Below are 22,167 nucleotides of genomic sequence, written 5' to 3'. Positions count from 1 at the left end.
TAATTAGTCAATGATGAAGATTGGAATATCACGGCTTACGCATGAAAAAAAATAGCCGATATTTAAACTATGAAAACATTAAAAGAATATTTTAACGAACTTAATGATAATCGTCAGTCTGCCAAAGTAAAGCATCTAATCAGCGAAATATTGGTAATAGCACTGTGTGCTGTTTGTAGCGGAGTTCAAACTGTATTTGAAATAGGGGAATTTGCCGAAGTAAAAAAGGATTGGCTAAAAAATGAGGTAGGACTATTGTTAGAAAATGGAGTTCCTTCGCACGACACCATAGGAAGAGTCCTTGCGATGATTAATCCCAAACAATTTCAAAACCTTTTTATCTCGTGGATTGAACAATCCCTTAATATTCCAGCAGGTTCATACATTCACATTGATGGAAAAACATTACGTGGAAGTGCAAGTGAACAAAGTAGAGGTATTCATTTGGTAAGTGCATTCGCTCACGAAGCGGGAGTTGTACTAGGACAAATAAAATGTGCTGAAAAATCGAATGAAATCACAGCAATTCCTGAACTCCTTAACCTTTTAAAACTAGAAAGCTCGATAATTACTATAGATGCCATGGGTTGTCAAAAAGAAATAGCAAAAGAAATCACAAAGAAAAAATGTGATTATGTATTGGCTCTAAAAGAAAATCAACCGGCAGCGTATAATGATGTAAAAGATTATTTTTCTATAGAAGATAAAGACTTTCAAAACACACTTTTAAGATTTGAAACCTTGGATATAGGGCATGGCAGAGAAGAAAAAAGAGAATACTTTCTTTCTTCTAATATAAACTGGTTTGCAGATAAGAATAAATGGGCAAATTTAAAGAGTTTTGGAATGGTCAAAAGCACTGTAAGGTGCAAAGGCAAACAATACAGTGAAAAGCGTTACTTTATTAGCAGTATAGAGGATATAAATGAGTTTGTAACAGCTGTAAGAACACATTGGACAATAGAAAACACCTTACACTGGTCGCTGGATGTAATATTTAGAGACGATGAATGTCAAATTCGAGAAAAAAATACTGCTGAAAACATAGCAATTTTAAGGAGGATTTGCTTTAATCGAATGAAAATGTATCAAAACGGTAAAACTCTGAAAAGGAAGAAAATGCTTTGTACTTTTGATGATTCATTTAGGTTTAATGTTTTATTTAGCTAAGGAATTCATGCGTAAGCCGTGTTGGAATATTAAGATGTTGTAAACATTTCTTTACATAAAATTTTTCTATCTACAGACATGGCTTTATTTCTCTGACTCAATTTTCAATTCATTCTCTAATTCCTCAATGCTATGATGATGACCATGTTTTGAATCAGAAATAAAGTGATTATGTAAATGAGAATGGGATATTGTATGGGTATGCGTTATGCCGTTATGTGTATGTGTAAATGTATGTCTATGTCCGTGCAAATGTTTTCTAATTAATGTGTCATACACGGCAAAGGCAGTACCTATAATCATTACGAATAATGCCGATATATATTTAGTTGATATTTTTTCTTTTAATAATACAAAAGCCAAAAATGTTCCTATGAATGGTGCAATCGAATAATATGCACTTGTTTTAGCTGCACCCAAGTATTTTTGAGCACGAATGTATGTAAAAATACTTAATCCGTAGGATACAAATCCCAACAATAATGCAAAAGGAATATATTTAAGAGTAAAATCGGTTTCACCGGAAACAAAAGCTACAATTATCGAACCAAATCCTGAACAAAGTCCTTTTATTGTTACAATCTGATATGTACTTTTATCTGACATTCTGCGGGTACAATTATTTTCCAATCCCCAGCAAATTGTTGCTCCAAGAACAAACAAAGAGCCTATGGAAAAATTTAATCCTTCAATGTTCTCAAACGAAAGAATTATACTTGAAGCGGTAATAAAAAGAATTGCAAGCCATAATCTCCATGTCACTTTTTCCTTGAATATAATCAATGCAATTAATGCTGTAGCTGCTATTTCAAAATTTCCAAGCAAAGATGCATTTGATGAAGTTCCGTATTTCACTCCAAGCATTAACAAAATTGGAGCGGCAATATCAAGAAAAATCATTCCAATAGTGTACGGTAAATAATTTTTATCAAGCCGTTCAGATTTTTGCTCTTTTTTAAAATTAAATAAATACAAAATTCCTACGCCAAGCCCTGCTCCAATATAAAGAAGTCCGGCCATAAATACAGGTGAAATATTTTGAAGGAGTATTTTGGAACAAGGAACATTTAATGCATAAAAAACTGCTGCAGCAACTGCATAAATAATTGCGATTATATTTTTATTCATTTTCAATTAAAACCTTCTTAAATTATTATATTTATAGTTTTATATACTTCAGTTGATTTCATTTTTTATCCTGCGCTGAAGGTATGTCATCATAACTAACGCTTAACCTGCAACAAGGCGGTATTGTCAGGTTGAAACGGGGGTTAGATGCTTTTACATAACACCTGCATATTTTTCTACTATCGTGTTCTGTAATAATTGTGAAAAATTTACATTATTTTTTTCTGCAAGCGTATTCACCCATTTTGGGAGTGTTATATTCTTTCTTACACATTTGCTTGAATATTTTTCACTATACGAATCCATATCTAAAATAAGCATATTTATGAAACTTTTATTATCAGGTAGTTTTATTTTTGTCGGATCACTTGCTTTTGGAACAGCATTTCCCTCCTCGATTTCCGTTAATATCCATCCTGATGCTGCATCTATTCCCATCTCTATCGCTTCTATAAGAGAAAAACCTCCGGAAACACAGCCTTGCAAATCGGGAAATTCTATACTATAACTATTATCTTCTTCACAATATGTTATTATTGCCGGATATGCTAATTTCATTTTATATTCCTCCATATATCCTTATTTCAATCCTGCCTGCTTTAGAATTGCTTTCACTGTCATTGTATATCTAATCTTATTATACGCATTATGTGTATAATTTCAAGTGCTTGATACTTTTTGTTTTTCCAATTCTTTAATCAAATCCGAAATATATTTTTTTTGCATCCTTTTTAAATTCATACATATATATGAAAGTATTTCCATAATAGGATTTTTTATATTCAAGATTTCTGTGAACACTATTTTTGTTTCTTTTTCTGAAAGTTCATAAAAATGACCAATCCAATGTCCTCTAAAATATTTATTTTCCATATCAAATTCATACAAACTATATGGTTTTATTGCTGTTATTGTAAAAACTATTTGCGTGCCATTTTTTGATACTTCTATAAATTTATGATAAGGCTCAATAATTTTTATTCGTGCGGAGGGTTTAATACCCCGATGCTTTGCGTCGGGGGTGTTGATTTCTGAAATATCACTCCGCCACGAATAATGTTCATTATCGGTTATTATTTTCCAAATATTTTTTATGTTACTATGAATTATAGTTTCAAATATTGATTTTCTCATATCCCTGCACCAATGTTGACGGCATTGCCGTCAATCAATCTAACTACCGCTTAACCTGCATTTGCGGCTCCGTCCGCAATGTCAGGTTGAAGCGAGTGTTAGGTCAAATTTCTTATCTCATGTTTATAGTAATCAAGCAATTCCACAATAATCTGATTGTCCGGATGTCCACCTCATTTACCAAATAAGCCCAGGCTATATTCAAAATATTCGTAAGGTAATATACTGGTAAAAACTTTTTTAAAAATATCCTTGTTATTACTTGTATTAATCAAAGAGTACATTGTGCTAAAAATAATCCAGAATCTTCTTTCAAGTTCTTTAATCTCTTTTTCTTTTCTTTGAACAATCTCACACTTATGATCTTTATACCAAATTTTATCTCCGACATTACAATGGATAAATTCTTTTGTTTCGTAAATATCTCCATCTAGGATTGTTGCCGATCTTTTAATAGCTTTTCCTGGATTGATAAGATGCAATTTTAATTCATTTATAAGATCGATTTTTGTGAGCATTTCATCAGTTGTTGATGAGTAATGATTTTCTACTCTAAGACTTGAATCTGTATTAAACTCTTTAATTTCTTTTAAAACCAAGGAAAAGTTAATATTCTGAATATTAAAGTCATTTGATTTAACAAATTCAGAAAACTCATCTCTTTGAAGTTTAATTGATTCCTTCTGAGCGAGAAGTGATGAATAGAAAAGGAATGCGGCGATTAATGAAACTAATGGACCAAATATTGCTACAAATAAGGTAGCTAAAGCTGATAGCGCATCATAATTATACTTGCCAGAAAATATTGTCAACCCACTAAAAAACATGCCAATTACAAATGCAACAAACACAATTAACGATAAAACTGAAGAAACAATAATTGCTGTTTTAATATTCATTTATTCCCCTTTTCATGACAAAGGCAATGTCAACTTGAAGTGCTTGTCAGTGTAAATCCATTTTTAATCGCTTGTCTGGCACAAACTTGCGCTTTAAAGGATGTCCTTCAGCCCTTAATATATTACCGTCAGAAATATTCATTAAGGATGCCCATATTGTAGTAAAATTCCCATCATCTGGATATTGACACATAAAGCCATACTTACCCATGAGTATATCTTTTGCATATTGAACGGCATCCGTAATTTTGTAAGCATCAAATGCTAACTTCACTGTTTTAAATCTAGCATCTGACATAAAAATATCACGATTACTTTCATCATATTTCCACATAGATTTTGAAGTAAAATGATTTACTGTTACAATATATTTACCATTTATACTACTTATCGTTGGCATTCTTTTATTGATTTTTTTCGGATGACATTCAAGCACAACCATATCTCCCAATTTATCCGCAAGCAAAATGTTACAACTTGAAGCAATAGGTAATTCCTCAATAAATTTAACGGCTTCAATTACTGTTTTACATTTTTCTAATACCAATCGAACAATAAGAACAGAATTTATTCCCGGCTTAATTTCTTCAATGATAGGTTTTACAAATGTCATAGCTGCAACCAACCCATATTCATTAATACCTTCTTCGCCATTAACAAATGAAGAAGTATTTAGAATAAAACTATTTCCATTTTCAGGTCTATAATAAATACTTTTACTGATTGGTTCCAGAAATGGGGGTAAATCATTATTTCTTGCATAGTAAACTTTTTCATCATGAATAAAAGTAAAAGCAGTACAACCTCGTATCTCAGTAGATTCATTTTCATATACATCAAGACAACACCCCATACACATTAACCAAGATGTAAATATAGCATTATCTATTCCTATTTGGTCAGTTATTCCTTTAATTTCTGCAACTATCTCTGGAAACATATCATTTAGAATTATACCACTTTCCTTTCCAAATTTCTTTTGAAATGAATCGAGATTTATCGGAAATGAAACATTACTTTGCTTTAATATAGAACCTAGTTTTTGCCCCATTGCATAATGATTGCCTTTGAATCTTGGATGATACATATTTACTCCCTAATATATCCATAATTTTACAAAAACAAATTTTAATGTCAACTAACCAAATTTTTAATACGAATCGCGCCGACAGGCGTCCCCCTAACATTCGCTTAACCTGCAAACGGGCTCAGTCCCGTTTGTCAGGTTGAAGCGGGTGTTAGACTTATTTTATTTCAGGTTTAAAACCGATTTTTTTTTCATTAATTCTAGTTATGTAATTTGAAAATGGATCTTTTTGTTTAAAATCAATATCAGTATCAGTGATAATAATTAGTAGGATTTTTGTATACAAGTACTGACAGTATTCTAAATCGCACTTTCGTGCCGTTCCTTCGTGTGCTACCCCACTACGTGAATTATATAGATCTTGAAATTTCTTTTTGTCTTCTTCATTTCCCTTTGTGAGATAGAGCAAGATATTTGAGATATGACCACCAATATCATCTTTTTTACCTTCGCTGAGTATCATTTCAAAGGCAATACACAAAAAAAGAACTCTATCCTCATAATACTCGGCTTGATAAGACCGAACAAAATACCCTAGCGATCTCCTCATTTTTGTATCATTATCACTAATATTCGATGAGTAATAATTTGTATAGATAGTTGTCAAGTATTGGTATAATTTATCTATTTTTTCTTTATCTGACTTTTTTTTCGACATGCCTATACTAATATTTAAGCGAGTAGTTTCAAATAAACGGCTGAGTTTATAGTGCCTAGGAATACATTCTGGCTTATAACCTTCAGGCGTTTTATTAATTATAAAGTAATGAAATTCATCATATGTTTGGAAATTATTAGTTCTATTAGTATCAAACAGGGAGTTCTTTTCTATTTGATTGTGATCTGAGAGACATTTATACAAATATAAAAGTGATATATGTTTTTCTAATTGTTTAACAATAAAAACTTGATTTTCATAGTATCCTTGGTAAGTTTGAGACATCTTATGTATTATTATTGGGTTTTTTATTAACCATTTTGTATTTCTTGCTCGCTGATAATGTTCAAATAATTCTCGATCTACTTTTTTATTGTCTAGTTTAAAATAATTAATTGCACGCTTAATATTTCTTAATACTTTCTCCAGACTATTAGCTTGCGGAAATATCAAAAACTCTTCATGTTTGAAATAAAAGGTTCTAATTTTTTTTGTAAAAAAAAGCGAAGCTCCAATATTCTTAAAACCAAAATCTGCTAAAGGATGAATTATTAGACAATCATTAAACAACTGATACTTTGCAACATCTTTTGCAACACTCTCTACTAATTCCCAAATCACTTCATCTTTTATTAACTGAGAAAGTTTTGTTTTTATTTGGTAGAAGAATAATTGATAGATACATTGTGATGAAGGAAATAGGTTATATTTATAGTAATGCTTAAGGAATTTGGCCATAATTCTATCAAATATCGAAAAAAACTTACTTTCTTCATCAGAATCAACGAAACTATGATTTTCGGGTATCAAAGTTTCTTCAATATCATTAAGATCAAACGGCTTTGCTATTTTTGATAACAGTAAAATATCTTTAGCAAGACTTGTTTCGGATTTTAGTTCATCTAGTATATCCATATTTTCCTCTGCCCGAAGGGTCAATCTAACAATTGGTTGTACCGCAGCGGGCTCGACCCGCTGTCGGCTACGAACCTTTGTTATACCGTACTATTTATTTTGTAAGATTTTCAGTTACATGTATATTCTGGGTTCTTATATAAAAATTCCTTTTCCGAAATAATTGATTTGTTCCAAACTTCTTCTTTCCATTTTTCTTCTGGGACATCCTTAATTGCTACTGAAACGCTTGAAGTTTTACATCCTAATGTTTCTGCGATTACTTCTGAAATTTTTTTAGCACACAATTTCTTCTGATTTTCTGTTCTTCCAGGAAAACATTTGATTTCTACGTGTGGCATTTATTTTCCTCCGATTAAAGCGGGGTTTGCTGCTATCTTGTTTAGCCCTAAACTTCAGCTGATTACCCTATATCTAAGACGAATGTATGAATTGCTTAAAGTTTTACACTCCAATAACTTCAATACTCCTAATGATGCAAGCTCTTTTTCAGACATTATGGATTTACCGTCTATAAGTGTGGATGTATCTTTTCCGCCTATGAGGACAGGAGCCAAAACTATGTCTACAAAATCAATCAGCTTTTCTCGTAGAAAAATAGAATTCACAGTGCCTCCGCTTTGAACGGTAAGACGTTCACAGCCAAAATCATTTTTTAACTGGTAAAGACCATTCTTTAAAGAAAATTTTTCCTGATACAATATATGAAAATTTTCCTCATTAACTGAATAAGCTGGATGATTTTTGTTAGATGTCATAAGAACAAATTCTTTTGACTTGGCGCAAAAATACTTTATTCCTCGCTCATCCAAATGTGAATTATCTAGCAAAACAAATGAAACAGGTGTTTTTGGAGGTAAAGTATTTTTGTTTACTCCCATCTTTTCCTGAACTCGACCTGTATTAAAAGACCATAAATCAGTAGTTTGTTCGATTTCATAGTATTGATGCAGGCCTTCTTTTAAACCTTTGATTTTAGGAAAATCTTTATCTACATCAAGTTCATCAGTCGAGCCTGTACTTATTTTTCCATCAACTGATACCAGCATAAACAATGTCGTTATTGGTCTGTTCTTATTTTCCATATTTTGATTTCCATTTTACTATTAAGCGCCCCAGTGCGGGCGTCCGTATAACATAATCTTATCCCCATCCATACAATACATCAAAAAAGCTACTCCTCAAGTACTTAAGCAAATAATATCAACTATTTTGCAAATGAGAGCTATTTTAAGTTTTATTTTTGGTGGAGTTACACCCTTCCCCTACCTCTTCTTCTTTGTCAGTGCACCCTTAAAGGCTATTTCCAAGACTTCTTCGACATGACTTACGGGGTGGAAGCTTATGCCCTTTTTAATGTGGTCGGGGATTTCGTCCAAGTCCCTTGTGTTAGCCTGCGGAATGATAACTTCCTTTATTCCGTTGCGGCGGGCGGCTATGGTTTTTTCTTTTAGGCCGCCTATGGCAAGGACTTGGCCGGTGAGTGAAAGCTCTCCCGTCATTGCAAGTTTCGGCTTGATTGTTTTACCCGAAAAAAGAGATAAAAGAGCCGTGGCCATGGTGATACCTGCGGAAGGTCCGTCCTTGGGAGTCGCCCCTTCGGGTAGGTGAAGGTGAATTATATTTTTTTCGAACCAGTCGGCATTTTTTATCTTATGTTTTACGGCAAACATTCTGGTCCAAGAAAGAGCTATACCGGCGGATTCTTTCATAACGTTTCCGGCCTGGCCTGTAAGTTTAAAGCCGCCCTTTCCGGCCATCGATGCCGTTTCTATCAAAAGAGTATCCCCGCCCATCGAAGTCCAAGCAAGACCAATCGAGGTACCGGGAACATCGGCCTTTTTGATATCGTCATCGCGAAAGATAACCTTGCCGAGCATCTTTTCAATATCGGCCTTTGTTACTGTAAGCTTTTCGTCTTCCTTTCTTTTGCCGCTTACAATTTCGGTTGCGACCTTGCGGTGAATCTTATCAAGCTTCTTTTCAAAGTTACGTACTCCGGCTTCCCTTGCATAAGAGTTGGCAATATAGAGGAGCATGTCCTGACTGTAAACCACCTGATTTTTTTTGAGGCCGTGCTTTTCAAGGCTTTTCGGAATAAGGTGTTTTTTTGCTATCTGTACCTTTTCGGCATCGATGTAGCCCGAAAGCTTTATTACCTCGGCCCTGTCCAAAAGAGGACGGGGAATGGAATCGAGGGTGTTAGCCGTGAGGATAAAAACTATGTTGGAAAGGTCAAAGGGCAAATCCAAATAGTGATCTCTAAAGTTTATATTTTGCTCGGGGTCTAAAACTTCGAGGAGGGCACTTGAGGGGTCGCCCTGATAGCTTTGCCCCATCTTATCGACCTCATCAATCATAAAGACCGGAGAATTAGTTTTTACTATCTTTAAGCCCTGGAGGATTTTACCCGGCATGGCACCGATGTAGGTTCTTCGGTGGCCCTTTATTTCGGCCTCATCCCTCATGCCTCCGACCGAAAACCTGAAGAAGGGCTTAGACATAGCACGGGCGATAGACATTCCGACACTCGTTTTACCTACGCCGGGCGGGCCGAGCAAAAGGATGATAGAACCCTTGGTGTCTTTTTTGAGTTTACGCACTGAAAGGTATTCTATTATTCGGGTCTTTACGTCTTCAAGCCCGTAATGATCCTTATTTAAAATCTTTTGAGCCTTTGCAATATCATACTCCTCCGGCTCAGAATTCTTCCACGGAAGGGAAAGAATGGTTTCCAAGTAATTGCGGGTAACTATGTATTCGGAGGAATAGGGATCGAGCATCTTAAACTTTTCGAACTCGGAATCCACCACCTCTTTTACCTCGCCCGTAAACTGAAATTCTTCTATCCTCTTTGCAAAATTTTCTTCTTCATTGGTCTTAGGATCCGATGTAAGCCCAAGTTCCTCTTTGATTGACTTTAGCTCTTCCCTTAAAAAATAGTCGCGCTGGTTTTTCTCGACCCGCATATTAAGGTCTTCCTGAATCTTGCGCTGAACCTGTAAAAGTTCTTGTTCTTTTTTAATGTGAACAAAGACCTCTTCCATTCTCTTTTTTACATTTAGGGTTTCAAGAATCTTTTGCTGGTCTTCTTTTTGAATGTTTAAGATACTTGCGATAAAGTCGGCTATTTTTCCGGGATGGTCAATGTTAATCATATTGAGCCGCATCTCTTCAGAGAACAAGGGATTGTTTTCGGAAAGCTGCTTCATCTCGCTTATGAGGGCGCGGGTAAGAGCTTCCACCTCGTGGCTTTTTTCTTCTTCATCATCAAGGTATTGAACGGCTACGACTATCGGATTTGTATCGTTGACCGTTTTGCGTATCTTAAAGCGTTTTTGCGTTGCGATAAAAACATTGAGTCCGCCGTCGGGCAGATTTATCTTACGCACAATTTTGGCGGCACAGCCCACCTTGTACAAATCCTTGGCTTGAGGATTTTCTATATTGTTTTTAAGAAGGGTAAGCCCTATAAAGCCGTCGCCCGCATAAGCATCTTCAATCGATCTTATGTCTTCGGGTGCATTAATTAAAAGCGGCGTAAAAATGCCGGGAAAAATGGGTCTGCCGCTCAAGGGAATAATATTCAGCTTTTGCGGCAGCAAACTTTCAATCGGAACAATTTCTTTTTTATCACTCATTCTCTAAATATCTCAATATTTGAAAAAAAAGTCAATCGGAAAAGGAGTTATTCCGTTATCTCATCCAGGTTTATCCTAAACTCTTCCAACAGCTTTTCTCTGATCGCTTCATCGTCAATGCGGTTAAAAACGGGCTTAAAGGCTGCCTCTATTATAAGTTTTTTGGCGCTCAGTTCGTCAAAGCCTCGGGTCATAAGGTAGTAAAGCTTATCTTTGTTTACAGCCTCAAAGCTCGCAGCGTGCTCGCCGATAACATCATCCTCATCGCAAAAGATTGTCGGGATTGTAGAGCCGACGGTAGTCTTATCCAGCATAATCGTGTTGTCCGAAAAGCGGGCAATGGACTTTGAGCAGCCCCTGTTTAAAAAGATATTGCCCCGGAACATCTTGTGAGCCTTGTTTTTTAAGGCTCCCTTTGCGGTAATTGCGCCGAGGGAATTTTTTCCGTTGATGATAAAATTTTGCTCCAAGTCGATGCGCCTTGTCTTATCTGCAAAGTAAAGGGGGTATATTTGAACCTCGGCCCACTCCTCCGGCATATAGGTAGAAGTTGACGCTCCGTTTATCTTTGCTCCAAGCTGAATATCGTAAAGAGTAACTTTAGCCTTCTCCATCGCATAAAGCTTTACGGTTTCAAAGTTGATACCGCAATGGCTCAAATTTTGCACCTTTATAAATTCTGTTTGAGAGTTTTTTCCGGCAACTATGCTTAATAAGCCGTTTCTAAAAATATCGGCCTTTGAGCAGTCGTAGGCCTTCACATCATGGTAAAAAAAGATTTTGGCCCTTGCTCCTTCTTCAACTACAATGAGATTTTGATCATAAAGAACATTGTTAGCCTGATCCATTGTAAAATTGATGAGAACATTGGCAACATACTCCTCATCTTCCGATTTTTTTACCCTTACATAAATACCCGAATTCCTTTTATCCTTTACCTCTTGAACATAATTATCCCCGAGGCCGCAATTTTTTTCGCGCCTTGTTTTTGTAAAGTCAAAGAAGTTTTCTATATCTTCAGATGGGGCGGTTTTTAAAAATTGCTCAATCGGCATTTGCTCTATACTTTTATCTTCGGCCCGGCAGTTTAAATTACAAAAAGGCTTTGTAGGAACATCCGCTTTTGTATAGTCAAGCCGTTTAAAATAAGTTCTGTCACTCATATCTATCCTATTGTTCCTTCTAATTCGATTGTAATAAGGTTATTCAATTCAACGGCATATTCCAGAGGGAGCTCCTTGGAGATGGGTTCGACAAAGCCCTTGATGATTAGGGATTTTGCGGCGGCCTCATCCAAGCCTCTTTGCATAAGGTAGAATACCATCGATTCGCTTATCCTTCCTATTTTTGCCTCATGGCCTATGTCCACATCATCGGTATGAGCTTCGATAATCGGAATCGTGTCGGAGCGGGATTTATCGTCGAGCATTAGGGATTCGCATTCAGCTAAAGCCTTAGCCCCCGCTGCATTTGCTCCTATATACAAAAGTCCGCGGTAGTTTGCCTCTCCTCCGTTTTTGGCTATGGAGCGGGAGCGCATTTCCGAAACGGTGTTTTTTCCGATATGGACGGTCTTTGTTCCCGTATCGAGGCACTGTCCTTCCGAAGCAAAGGTAACCCCTGTAAACTCCGAGCGGGAGCGGTCTCCCTTTAGGATGCTCATCGGGTAGAGCATCGTAACCCTTGAACCGAAGGAACCTGAAACCCATTCAATAGCTCCGTCTTCTTCGACTATGGCCCTCTTGGTGTTTAGGTTGTATAGGTTTCTCGACCAGTTTTCGATGGTGGAATAACGCAAGGTAGCTTTTTTTCCTACATAGAGCTCGACGGCTCCTGCATGGAGGGCATTTTTATAGTACTTTGGAGCGCTGCATCCTTCAATAAAGTGGAGGTAGGCTCCTTCTTCTACAACTATGAGGGTGTGCTCAAACTGACCCGACTGTTGGGCATTCAATCTAAAATAGGATTGAAGCGGAAGCTCGACCCTTACCCCCTTGGGAACATAGACAAAGGAACCTCCCGACCAAACAGCTCCGTGGAGGGCTGCAAACTTATGGTCATTCGGCTTTATAAGCTGCATAAAATGTTTTTTTACTATATCCTCGTACTTGTGAACGGCGGTTTCCATATCCAAGTAGACCACGCCCTGCTTTTCCAAGTCTTCTTTTAGGCTGTGATAAACAACCTCTGAGTCATACTGGGCACCAACTCCTGCGAGGGAGTTGCGTTCGGCCTCAGGTATACCCAGCCTGTCAAAGGTCTTCTTGATTTCCTCGGGAACGTCATCCCAGGTCTCGGCCAAGGGCTTTGTATCGGAAACAATGTAGTGGATAATCTCCTGAATATCCAAGTCGGAAATATCTGCTCCCCAGTCCGGCATGGGGCGGGCATTAAAATATGCGAGGGATTTAAGGCGCAAGTCCAGCATCCAATCGGGCTCTTTTTTGCGTTCGGAGATTTTTTTTACGACTTCTTCGTTTAAACCGAGCCCTGTCGAGTATTTATAATCGATGCTGTCCTTTATGTCATAGATTCCGCGTTCTATGTCCGAAACAAAGGTACGCTTTCTTTCTTGAAAGAGAGTTGTCTCCTCTGTTTCTTTATCTGTGTTTTGGTTTATAGGCTTACTCATAGGCTTTCTTTTATGTTTTCGTAACCGTTCTTTTCAATATATTCTACCAGTTCAAGGCTGCCTGTTTTTACAATGCTGCCGTCAACAAGAATATGTACAAAGTCGGGCTTTATATAATCTAAAACCTTGTTATGATGGGTAATAATCAAAATTCCCATATCGGGGGTGCGTATTTTGGAAACGCCTTCAAAGACGATCTTTGTAGCGTCGATATCCAGTCCCGAATCCGTCTCATCGAGGATAGCTAGTTTAGGGTTTAAAATAGCAAGCTGTAAGATTTCGTTTTTCTTTTTTTCTCCGCCCGAAAAGCCGACATTTAGGCTTCGGTTTGCATATGCAGGATTGATTTTAAGCTGCTTCATTGTGTCCGACAAAAGTTTATGAAATTTTATCATGGGTATTTTTTCACCCGTTACGGCTTCTTTTGAAGCCCTCAAAAATTCTTCAATTTTTAAGCCCGGCACCTCTTCAGGTATCTGAAAAGAAAGAAAAATACCTTTACGGGCCCGCTCATATACGGGAACATCGTTTATAAGTTCATCTTCAAAAAAGATTTTACCTTCATCAATTGTGTATCTTGGATTTCCTACTATGGCAGCCGCCAAGGTTGATTTACCGGCTCCGTTTGGGCCCATGACTACATGAACCTCACCCTTGTTTATACTCAAATTAAGGTTTTTAAGAATCTGCTTCTCATCAACCGACATTTGAAGTCCTTGTATATCTAATAGTTTCATCAAAACTCCTATAATCGTCCATATAATATACCAATTTGAGGGGTAATATTCAATAAGAAATAGAATAAAATTATATAGAAGATAATTATCTTATGGACAAAGCGGCTTAAAATTGATAAAATACCTTATCATAAAAATGTGAGGAGTTTTCTATGGCAAAGGAAAAAAAGATTGGGCTTTTACCCAAACTCGGTATCGGTATTGCGGCCGGTATTTTGCTAGGGCTTTTTGTCCCGGCATCTGTTATGGCCGTCATCAACACAATTAAGGCAATCTTAGGTTCGGTTATCTTCTTTATCGTACCTCTGGTTATCTTCGGCTTCATTGCTCCTGCAATCTGCGGCTTAAAGCACAATGCAGGAAAAATGCTTGGAACCTTTTTAGGCTTATCTTATATGTCTGCTGTAGGTGCATCAATATTCTCTGCTATTGTGGGATATATTTTGATTCCATTTTTGCACGTACCCAGTTCTATGAGTTCATTAGCTGACATTCCGAAAACGGCCTTCGTTTTATCTATTCCGCCTCTTATGCCGGTTATGACAGCCTTGGTAATGGCCATCCTTGTAGGTATTTCCGTACTATGGACAAAGGCTGAAACTGTCGAAAAGGTTTTGATAGAATTCCAAGGTATGATTTTGGAAATCGTAAACCGCGTAGTTGTTCCTCTTTTACCTTTCTTTATCGCAACAACATTTGCAGAGTTGGCTTACAGCGGAAGTTTAACAAAACAGCTGCCCGTATTCTTAAAGGTTATCGTTATCGTTTTAATCGGTCACTTCATCTGGCTTACAGTTCTCTACCTTATCGGAGGAGCTGTTTCAAAGAAGAACCCCTTAGAAGTTATCAAACACTACGGCCCTGCTTACACTACAGCTGTAGGAACTATGTCAAGTGCGGCAACCCTTCCGGTAGCCTTGCGCTGTGCCCATAAGTCCGATGCTCTTCCTTCAGAAGTTGCAGACTTTGCAATTCCGCTCGGTGCAACAACCCACCTTTGCGGTTCGGTTTTAACCGAAACCTTCTTCTGTATGACAATAGCTCAAATGCTTTACGGCGCACTGCCCTCATTCGGAACAATGGTTTTATTCTCATTCTTGTTCGGCGTATTTGCAGTAGGAGCCCCCGGTGTTCCCGGAGGAACTGTTATGGCCTCACTTGGTCTTGTTTTAAGCGTTTTAGGCTTTGACAGCACAGGAACGGGCTTACTCATAGCTATCTTTGCTCTTCAAGACAGCTTCGGTACTGCTTGTAACGTAACAGGCGACGGAGCCTTGGCCTTGATTCTCCGAGGTATTTTCTATAAGCCTGACGGAACATTGAAAAATCAAGCCTAAACTATTGACTGATTTTTAGTATAAAACCCCTCTTCGGTTTAAAATCGGAGAGGGGTTTTGTTTTTAGACAAAAGATATTGATTTTATAAAGTTTCGATTATACCTGTGTTTAATATTTAACCTATACTTGCATTCAACTTAAAGCTATTGTATAATAGTTTTTATGTTAAACAAGCAACGAAAGATGACTTGGCGGACTTATCTCGCCTATGGGGCTGCCGATTTGTACGGCGGAGGCTGTTTTTTTATTGTTACTACATTTTCAATGTATTATCTGGTAAATGTAGTTGGGCTTCATCCTGTTTTGGCTGGGCTCATTCCTGCAATAGGAAAATTTTGGGATGCTATATCGGATCCTATGATGGGCTATATAGCCGATAATACGCCGCAAAACCGCTTCGGCAAAAGAAGGGTTTGGTTTTTGGTTTCAATTGTTCCGATTGCACTTTCCTTTATTATAATTTGGTTTCCGGCGGGAATCGAAAGTCAGGCAGGGAAATTTATCTTTTATACGGTAGCCTACATTATCTTTTTTACGGTTTCGACTGTTTCGTACATACCCTATGCGGCTCTTTCAGCCGAAATAACTAAGGACTTTTCCGAGAGAAATAAACTCAACGGTTCCCGTCTTATGTTTTCTTTTATAGCCACCCTTTTGGGCGGACTTTTGGCTCAGCCGATTATCGATGCCTTTCACGGCAGCATGATGGGCTATTTTGTGATGAGTATAGTCTTTGCTCTTATCTTTGCCCTTCCGTGGATTCCTCTTTATTTTGAAACATGGGAGCTGCCCGAAGAAAAACCCCAAAAAAAATCCGAAGCTAAATTTATAAAAAACTTTTTATCCCTTTTTAAAAGCAAATCTTGTAGAATTCATATCGCGATGTATGTCTGCTCTTACGGAGCCTTGGATATAGTCATGTCTTTAGTTCTTTTCTACATTGTAGATTATTTAAACCGCGGCAGCGTTTTTGTAATAGCACAAGGTGCTCTTTTGCTGACCATGATGGCGGCCCTTCCGATTCATAACCGCATAATAAACAAGAGAGGGCATAAGCCCGTCTACGTTACAGCTTTAATCATCTTTGCCGTGTCGGTTATCTTTATGGCTCTCCATACTCCTGAAACTCCGGCTGTTTTTTTAATCCTAAACATGGTATTTATGGGTGTCGGCATTTCGGCAAACAATCTGATTCCGCATCAGCTGCTTCCTTTCTTGGCCGACATAGATAAGCTTATGAGCGGAGAAAACCGTGCCGGAACTTATTCGGCAGCGATGACTCTTACCCGAAAACTGTTTTTAGGCTTGGTTATAATGACCACAATCGGATTTGTTTTAAGCGGTATCGGTTATAAAAATCCGGTGCCCTCGGTTTTGACTCAAAAGCAATTTAAAGAAGCCGAAGCCTTGGCCTTAAAAAATAGTGAAAACTTTGAAAATATAAACAAGTATTATTCTTTGCTGGAAGACGGAAATTTCCATCTAAAATACATGAGCCGAAATACGGATGAGATTATTACTTCAGTTTATAAAAAAGCAAAAAAGAATAACGAAAAAAATCTTTCTTCATTCTTTGAAGGGCGGAAAAACTTTGATGCTATCCCTCAAGATATGTTTGAAAACTTTTTACTTTCTTCCTTTGATAAAAAAGACTTTGATTCGATTGATGAAAAGTTTTTGGTCAAGTCTTCTTATATAAAATCGGGAGCTGTTTATAAAAAAATAGAACCGCAAGATTTTTATACTAAGGCCGATTTATATGATTTAAAAGTTTTGTTGGATAAAATAAATTTTAAATATTCAGGTATAGGACAGGTTCAAAAGCCGCAGCAAAAGGATTCTACTTTAAAAGGCGTTAAGATTTCATTTATAATAATGCCTCTCTTTATGATTCTTTTCGGCATCTTCTTCGGTCTTAAATTTAATGTAAGTCCCGAAAACCATAAAATCATTCTTGCAGAATTAAACAGATTGGAAGACGGAGGTAAAAAAGAAGATGCTGACGAAAAAACCAAGCAGGTTTGCGAGCTTTTGATAGGTGAACCTTACGGCAGAATTTAATCAAGCTTTCCTTTAAGAATACTACTAAAAATCAGCTAAAAAGAAAACCTCCGATTCCTTTAAGGAACCGGAGGTTTTTTGTTTGCTTTTATAAAAGGTTAATTCTTATTTAACCGAAAAATAGAGGTACTAAGAATGAGGCAAGCAAGATTATAAAGGCTCCTCCCAAGCGGGAAGATATCTGTGCAAAGGGCATGAGCTCCATTCTCTTTGCAGCTGTAAGAACGGCAACGTCTCCCGTTCCTCCCATGTTTGCCATACAAAGACCTGCAGTAATGGCAGATTCAATCGGGTAGAAACCTACAAGTTTTCCTATAATTCCTGCACCGATGATTGCACCGAGTACTACCAAGAATACGAGGACTATATATGAGAGGCTGAATGCTCCGATGATGTCTCCTAGGTTTGTGTATGCAATACCAATACCGACCAAGAGCGCTGCGGTAAAGTTCTTTGCAACAAATTTGTACCATAGAGCACAAGCATTTTCAAATGTCTTGGGTAAGAGGTTTGCAGCCTTTACGACAGCAACGCTGATAATCATCCAAGCATAGGTATGGATATTTACGCCTACAAGTTTCAATAAGTTGGATACTATATTTCCCCAAGTAAAAAAGGCTGTTGCAATTACTATTGCAATCCCGAAATCTTGTAAAGAAAAATTCTTTTGCATTGCTTCATCGCTTGGAACTTCAAATGTTCCGCTTGCAAGAAGCTGTCCATTTCCTGTCCAAGAAGGTCTAATCTTACCTACTTTATCAAGCATACCGCCTGCAACTATTGCAAGAGCATTGCCTAAAGCAACTGCCGGTACAAGTTTAGAAAGGATTTGTTCTGCAGGTATCTTTAATGCTGAGGCAAAAACTTGGGCTATAGGAACAGCTCCTGCTCCCATACCTCCGCCCATAATCGGGATTCCGATATATGCAATAGCTTCGGTTGCCTTCATTCCAAAAAGAGGTGCTCCTAATGCAACAAAGATCAATGCAAGTCCAACAGAACCGATAATACACGGGAAGTAGCGGATTGCGGCCTTAATCAAAAGTTTTCTGTCCATTCCTAAGATTGAACCGGTAATAAGAGCTGCAATGTAAAAGTCTAAAAAGCCGCCTCCCTTCATAAATGTCGAAATATTTTTCAATATGCCTTCAGGCAATACATGATAATAAGCAAGGGCACTCGATGCAAATATAATTACGATCGGCCCGCCTCCGAAGAATGTTTTTACTATGGGAGCATTATCTCCGACAATGTTTAATACTTCACCAAGTACCATCATTAAGAGCAAAGCTCCTATCATTCCTCCCGGCAGTTTGTTCCACCATGTTGCAGCAATTACTATAGCTGCAATAATCCCGAACAGTATGAGAGGCATACCTAGGATCTCATACTTTTTCTTTTCGTTTACCATAACATAAACTCCTTATTTTTTCTCCTCTTCAGAGATAACTATATTTGTTAAATCTGTCAATTTTAATAATCGAATAACATTATTGCTATCTTGTATCAGAAGCCCCCTATCGCTTACGGTTATAGGTGTATAGGGCAGTACTTCTACAGCCGACTTAGCTTGAAGTTCAAGCTTGTCGTTATAGCGTCCTATGATGTATTTGCCGTTATTATCTATTACTGCGTAATAATCTGCTTCATTTTTTACTAAAACGCTTTCGGCTGCGATATTCTCCTGACTCTGTTTAACAATTTCAAGGGATTTTGAATCTATAAGAACAAGGGCAATTACTGCATTTCCCGATTTTGTTCCGGCTATTGCCATTAAATTGCTGCCTACAATATACAGACTTCGTCCTCTGATTGTATTGATTCCGGAAGTTCTAAGTTCTTCTTCGGTTTTTAAATCCAAAAGGACAAGCTCAGAAAGCATCTTTGATTCGTCTACAACTTTCAAACCATAGCCGGGGATGGATGAAGCAATCGCAGCATCTCCTTCAGCTTTTTTCTCGGCTTTCTTTTCTTCTATGATTTTTTGTGTATCGGAAGCGATGTCTTTTCTGTCCGTCTGAGCTTCTTCAGTCTTTTTTTCGGCCATCTTTTCTTCTTCTTTTACTTCTTTTTTGGCCTCATCTGCTTTTTTTTGTTTTTCTTCGGCAACTTCCTTAGCCTTCTTAGCTTCTTCGGTTTTCTTTTCGGTTTCTTTTTGAGCTTTTACAACCTCTTTTTGTTTTTCTTCGGCAGCTTTTTTTATCTTCAGGTTTTCCTGTTGCGGCCGCCTTTTCTTCAGCTTTTTTAGCCTCTTTTTGTTTTTGTTCCGTTACTTTCTTTTGCTTTTCTGCCTCTTTTTGTTTTGTATCGGCCTCTTTTTTTTGCTTATCGGCTTCTTTTTGCTGTTTTACGGCTTCTTTTTTTGCTGCCTCAGCACGCTTGGCAGCTTCTTCGCTTTCTCTTTCTTTTAGGTCAACCATTTCTTTGCGTTTTTCAAGGTCTTTGCCTTCATCTTCACGCATTTTTTCGACAACCTTTTTATCGGAAATTGAAGTGGTGTCTACGGTGCTTATTGTTCCTGAATATTTTTGATCGGTTAGAGGAATAACCATTTGTGTTTGTCCGGCCCATTCATCGTAGCGTAAAGAAATACCGGCTTTTTCTTTTGTTAAATTCTTTGTAACGACTTGCTTGTATTTTTGATTAAAAAAATCCATCTGACCGCGGTAAACGGCATTATATATTGTAACAAAGTGTGCAAGAGTTGCGGCATCCTTATCGGAATATCCGTAAGCGGCTTTTAAATACCCTGCAATTATCAGCCTTACATTATTAATATGATCAACACCGGCATTTTTCCCGATAATGAAAATATCTGCATTGAGCCCTTCTTTTACTTCAGGGTCGACACAGTGAATAACCAAATATCTATTCATATCTCCTGCACGTCCGTTTTTTACAGCTCCTGCAAGATTTGATCCTATTCCTCGAATTGTGTCAGCACTATCTACCACATCATGAGGTCCGGTGTAGTTAATAAATTCTATAGTCTTATTTTTTACAGAATCAATTTCAGGCTTGTCAACCTCAATTGCAAATCCCGAAACAACTACCATAATTAAAAAAAACGAAAAAACTAATAGTCTTCTCATAAGTAAATCCTCCGTTCTTCCTATTTTACTATATTTTTTATTTTTTGTCTTGCATAATTTTGAATAATATTGGAATAAGGACCTCTAATAATGTAAAAAATATTTGAAATTGAGGCAGATGCAGTTTCGTGAGATCCGAATCTCATCAAAGCTATAAGGCAGTCGCATACTGCCGCCATAAGATTTATGTCATTGAATTTTGCCTTTCCCATTATAAAACGGATACCGTCCATTGTGCGGCCGTCCGGGTCATAGGCAAGGTGCTCAAGACCTCTTAAAATACCCGTGAGAACATCAGGGTTGTCTATTTTATATATTGCGTCCAATAGAATATCCCGATACTCATAGGAGCCTAGCCTTCCTAAAAGTTCTGCAGCCGAAGACCTGTCAAACGAATTAAAGTCTTGCGAAAAGTATGAGGCCTTCCTCCTGTTTTCCAATATTGTTTTTAATTGAAAGGCATAGCGGGGTTCCTTTTCTCCTACGCTGCCGTTTTCAATTTCTTTTTTTATAACATCCAAAAGTTCTGCCGCAGTAGAATATTCCACAAAAAAAGGTAAATCTTCCTTGCCCTTATCGTCTTTTTGTATTATAGAATAAAAATTTTCGGGAGCATTGCGTTTTGTGCCCTTGCGTAAAAGCTTGGTTTCAACCCTGTAGGCATTTAAAATCTCGTTTGTTATTCCGGCCAAAAGCCCGTTTTCGGTTATAATGGGGAAAAAGAGAGTCTCGGGTATCTTTTTTTCCCATTTGATGCGCCCTGTGTCGGTAATCAGACAGCCGAATCCTGTTGCTGTAATATTGAATTCATTGCCGATAGCATAACAATTTACTCCGGAAGAAAAGTTGCCAGAAGTTTTTTCTTCCCATATAAGTTCATTGGTTTTTAGATCTTTAAAAATCAGCTTGCCGCTTTCAAACATGTAAAGGACTTTTCCGTTTTTATAAAAAACATTTTTGCATATTTCGGGCTCGATTGTTTGCCAAAGAGCTTCGGAGCCGCTTCCCGTTTTATAGTACGAAATGGAGCCGTCAGTACATGCGAGTATATATCCGTCAGGGGCCTCTCCTATAGCCGAAACCGTTTTTTTAAGTCTGTGCTGCTCTACAACCGCACCGAAGATGGAAATACGCAAAAAATCTCCCGACTTTAAAATCAAAACTATATCTTTTGAACCTGTTTCTGCAGGCTGAAATATGGGAGGTGAAATAAGAGGCCTTTCCCATTTTAATTTGCCGGAAGAAGTGAGGCAGATTATATTATCTTCTTGAATTATAAAAATGCGTCCGTCCCGTGCGGTGTGTATAGGGAAGATCGGTTTTTTCTTTAGGGCGTAGGTCCAAAGGGGCATACCTTGGGAAGAAAAGGTTTCGATATTTCCCTTTGTGTTCACCATAAAAACTATTCCGGCTTGAGAAACCGATAAAAATTTGCTAGGGAAACCTTCGGTGTTTCTCCGCCATAAAAAGGTTCCTTGTGAGGTAATGCAGTTTAAGGCCTTATCGTCTCCGGCCGTGTAAATGTTTCCGTTCCAAAAAACAGGAGCCGTTATATTTTTTCCTGCAAAGACCAAGGTCCAATGAGCATCAAGGCTTTGAGATTCAACTTTAAAAGCGAGAAAAGAAAAAACGGTTAAAAAAAAGAAAAAAAACAGCCTTTTCATAATTTTGCACA

General features: G+C 37.5%; 17 protein-coding genes and 1 pseudogene. 3 read left to right on the top strand and 15 right to left on the bottom strand.

Annotation, left to right across the window (positions count from 1 at the left end; genetic code table 11):
* The first annotated feature begins 69 nt into the window (after positions 1-69).
* The gene (locus tag E4O00_RS00550; protein WP_253678042.1) at positions 70-1,170 is read left to right on the top strand and encodes an ISAs1 family transposase; all 1,101 of its coding nucleotides are present in this window, start codon (positions 70-72) and stop codon (positions 1,168-1,170) included.
* An 84-nt stretch (positions 1,171-1,254) separates the two neighbouring features.
* Here E4O00_RS00550 and E4O00_RS00545 read toward each other — a convergent pair whose 3' ends face one another.
* From E4O00_RS00545 to sufC, 12 genes are all read right to left on the bottom strand, one after another.
* Entirely contained in the window at positions 1,255-2,298 is a 1,044-nt protein-coding gene (locus tag E4O00_RS00545; RefSeq protein ID WP_253678041.1) for a DMT family transporter, read from the bottom strand.
* A gap of 153 nt (positions 2,299-2,451) precedes the next feature.
* Positions 2,452-2,856, bottom strand: a complete 405-nt coding sequence (locus tag E4O00_RS00540) for a type II toxin-antitoxin system HicB family antitoxin (protein WP_253678040.1) — start codon at positions 2,854-2,856, stop codon at positions 2,452-2,454.
* Positions 2,857-2,958: 102 nt separating this feature from the next.
* Complete coding sequence (locus E4O00_RS00535; RefSeq protein ID WP_253678039.1) at positions 2,959-3,432, bottom strand: hypothetical protein; 474 nt, start codon at positions 3,430-3,432, stop codon at positions 2,959-2,961.
* 173 nt (positions 3,433-3,605) lie between these two features.
* Positions 3,606-4,331, bottom strand: a complete 726-nt coding sequence (locus E4O00_RS00530) for a hypothetical protein (protein ID WP_253678038.1) — start codon at positions 4,329-4,331, stop codon at positions 3,606-3,608.
* Between the two features lie 46 nt (positions 4,332-4,377).
* The gene (locus E4O00_RS00525) at positions 4,378-5,418 is read right to left on the bottom strand and encodes a C45 family autoproteolytic acyltransferase/hydrolase (protein WP_253678037.1); all 1,041 of its coding nucleotides are present in this window, start codon (positions 5,416-5,418) and stop codon (positions 4,378-4,380) included.
* A 157-nt stretch (positions 5,419-5,575) separates the two neighbouring features.
* Positions 5,576-6,991 (bottom strand): HEPN domain-containing protein, encoded by a 1,416-nt coding sequence (locus tag E4O00_RS00520; RefSeq protein ID WP_253678036.1) that lies wholly within the window; start codon positions 6,989-6,991, stop codon positions 5,576-5,578.
* Between the two features lie 110 nt (positions 6,992-7,101).
* Positions 7,102-7,332: a tautomerase family protein gene (locus tag E4O00_RS00515; RefSeq protein WP_253678035.1), complete on the bottom strand. Its 231-nt coding sequence runs from the start codon at positions 7,330-7,332 to the stop codon at positions 7,102-7,104.
* 54 nt (positions 7,333-7,386) lie between these two features.
* Positions 7,387-8,076, bottom strand: a complete 690-nt coding sequence (locus E4O00_RS00510; protein ID WP_253678034.1) for a dihydrofolate reductase family protein — start codon at positions 8,074-8,076, stop codon at positions 7,387-7,389.
* Between the two features lie 180 nt (positions 8,077-8,256).
* The gene (lon, locus tag E4O00_RS00505) at positions 8,257-10,632 is read right to left on the bottom strand and encodes an endopeptidase La (RefSeq protein WP_253678033.1); all 2,376 of its coding nucleotides are present in this window, start codon (positions 10,630-10,632) and stop codon (positions 8,257-8,259) included.
* Between the two features lie 47 nt (positions 10,633-10,679).
* Positions 10,680-11,795: a Fe-S cluster assembly protein SufD gene (gene sufD / locus E4O00_RS00500; RefSeq protein WP_253678032.1), complete on the bottom strand. Its 1,116-nt coding sequence runs from the start codon at positions 11,793-11,795 to the stop codon at positions 10,680-10,682.
* Positions 11,796-11,797: 2 nt separating this feature from the next.
* Positions 11,798-13,264: a Fe-S cluster assembly protein SufB gene (gene sufB / locus E4O00_RS00495; protein WP_253678031.1), complete on the bottom strand. Its 1,467-nt coding sequence runs from the start codon at positions 13,262-13,264 to the stop codon at positions 11,798-11,800.
* Positions 13,261-14,001, bottom strand: coding sequence for a Fe-S cluster assembly ATPase SufC (sufC, locus tag E4O00_RS00490; protein ID WP_253678030.1), 741 nt, complete (start codon positions 13,999-14,001; stop codon positions 13,261-13,263). Before sufC ends, sufB begins: the two co-directional genes overlap by 4 nt.
* A 152-nt stretch (positions 14,002-14,153) precedes the next feature.
* Between sufC and E4O00_RS00485 the strand changes: the two genes are divergently transcribed.
* Both E4O00_RS00485 and E4O00_RS00480 read left to right on the top strand, forming a co-directional pair.
* Positions 14,154-15,338, top strand: a complete 1,185-nt coding sequence (locus E4O00_RS00485; protein WP_253678029.1) for a dicarboxylate/amino acid:cation symporter — start codon at positions 14,154-14,156, stop codon at positions 15,336-15,338.
* A 163-nt stretch (positions 15,339-15,501) separates the two neighbouring features.
* Positions 15,502-17,400, top strand: a complete 1,899-nt coding sequence (locus E4O00_RS00480) for an MFS transporter (protein ID WP_253678028.1) — start codon at positions 15,502-15,504, stop codon at positions 17,398-17,400.
* A gap of 109 nt (positions 17,401-17,509) precedes the next feature.
* Here the strand turns inward: E4O00_RS00480 and E4O00_RS00475 are convergent, their stop codons facing one another.
* The 3 genes and pseudogenes from E4O00_RS00475 to E4O00_RS00460 all read right to left on the bottom strand — a co-directional run bounded on the left by E4O00_RS00475 (position 17,510) and on the right by E4O00_RS00460 (position 22,156).
* Positions 17,510-18,811, bottom strand: coding sequence for a 2-hydroxycarboxylate transporter family protein (locus E4O00_RS00475; protein ID WP_253678027.1), 1,302 nt, complete (start codon positions 18,809-18,811; stop codon positions 17,510-17,512).
* A 12-nt stretch (positions 18,812-18,823) separates the two neighbouring features.
* A pseudogene (locus E4O00_RS14060) lies at positions 18,824-20,492 on the bottom strand (P83/100 family protein).
* A gap of 20 nt (positions 20,493-20,512) precedes the next feature.
* Positions 20,513-22,156 carry a PQQ-binding-like beta-propeller repeat protein gene (locus E4O00_RS00460; protein ID WP_253678025.1) on the bottom strand — a complete coding sequence of 548 codons (1,644 nt, stop codon included), beginning with the start codon at positions 22,154-22,156 and terminating at the stop codon, positions 20,513-20,515.
* Positions 22,157-22,167: the final 11 nt, after the last annotated feature.

Source organism: Treponema sp. OMZ 788 (genome assembly GCF_024181245.1).
In the GTDB taxonomy this organism is placed as follows: domain Bacteria; phylum Spirochaetota; class Spirochaetia; order Treponematales; family Treponemataceae; genus Treponema_B.
This window is presented reverse-complemented; position numbering and strand designations above follow the sequence as displayed.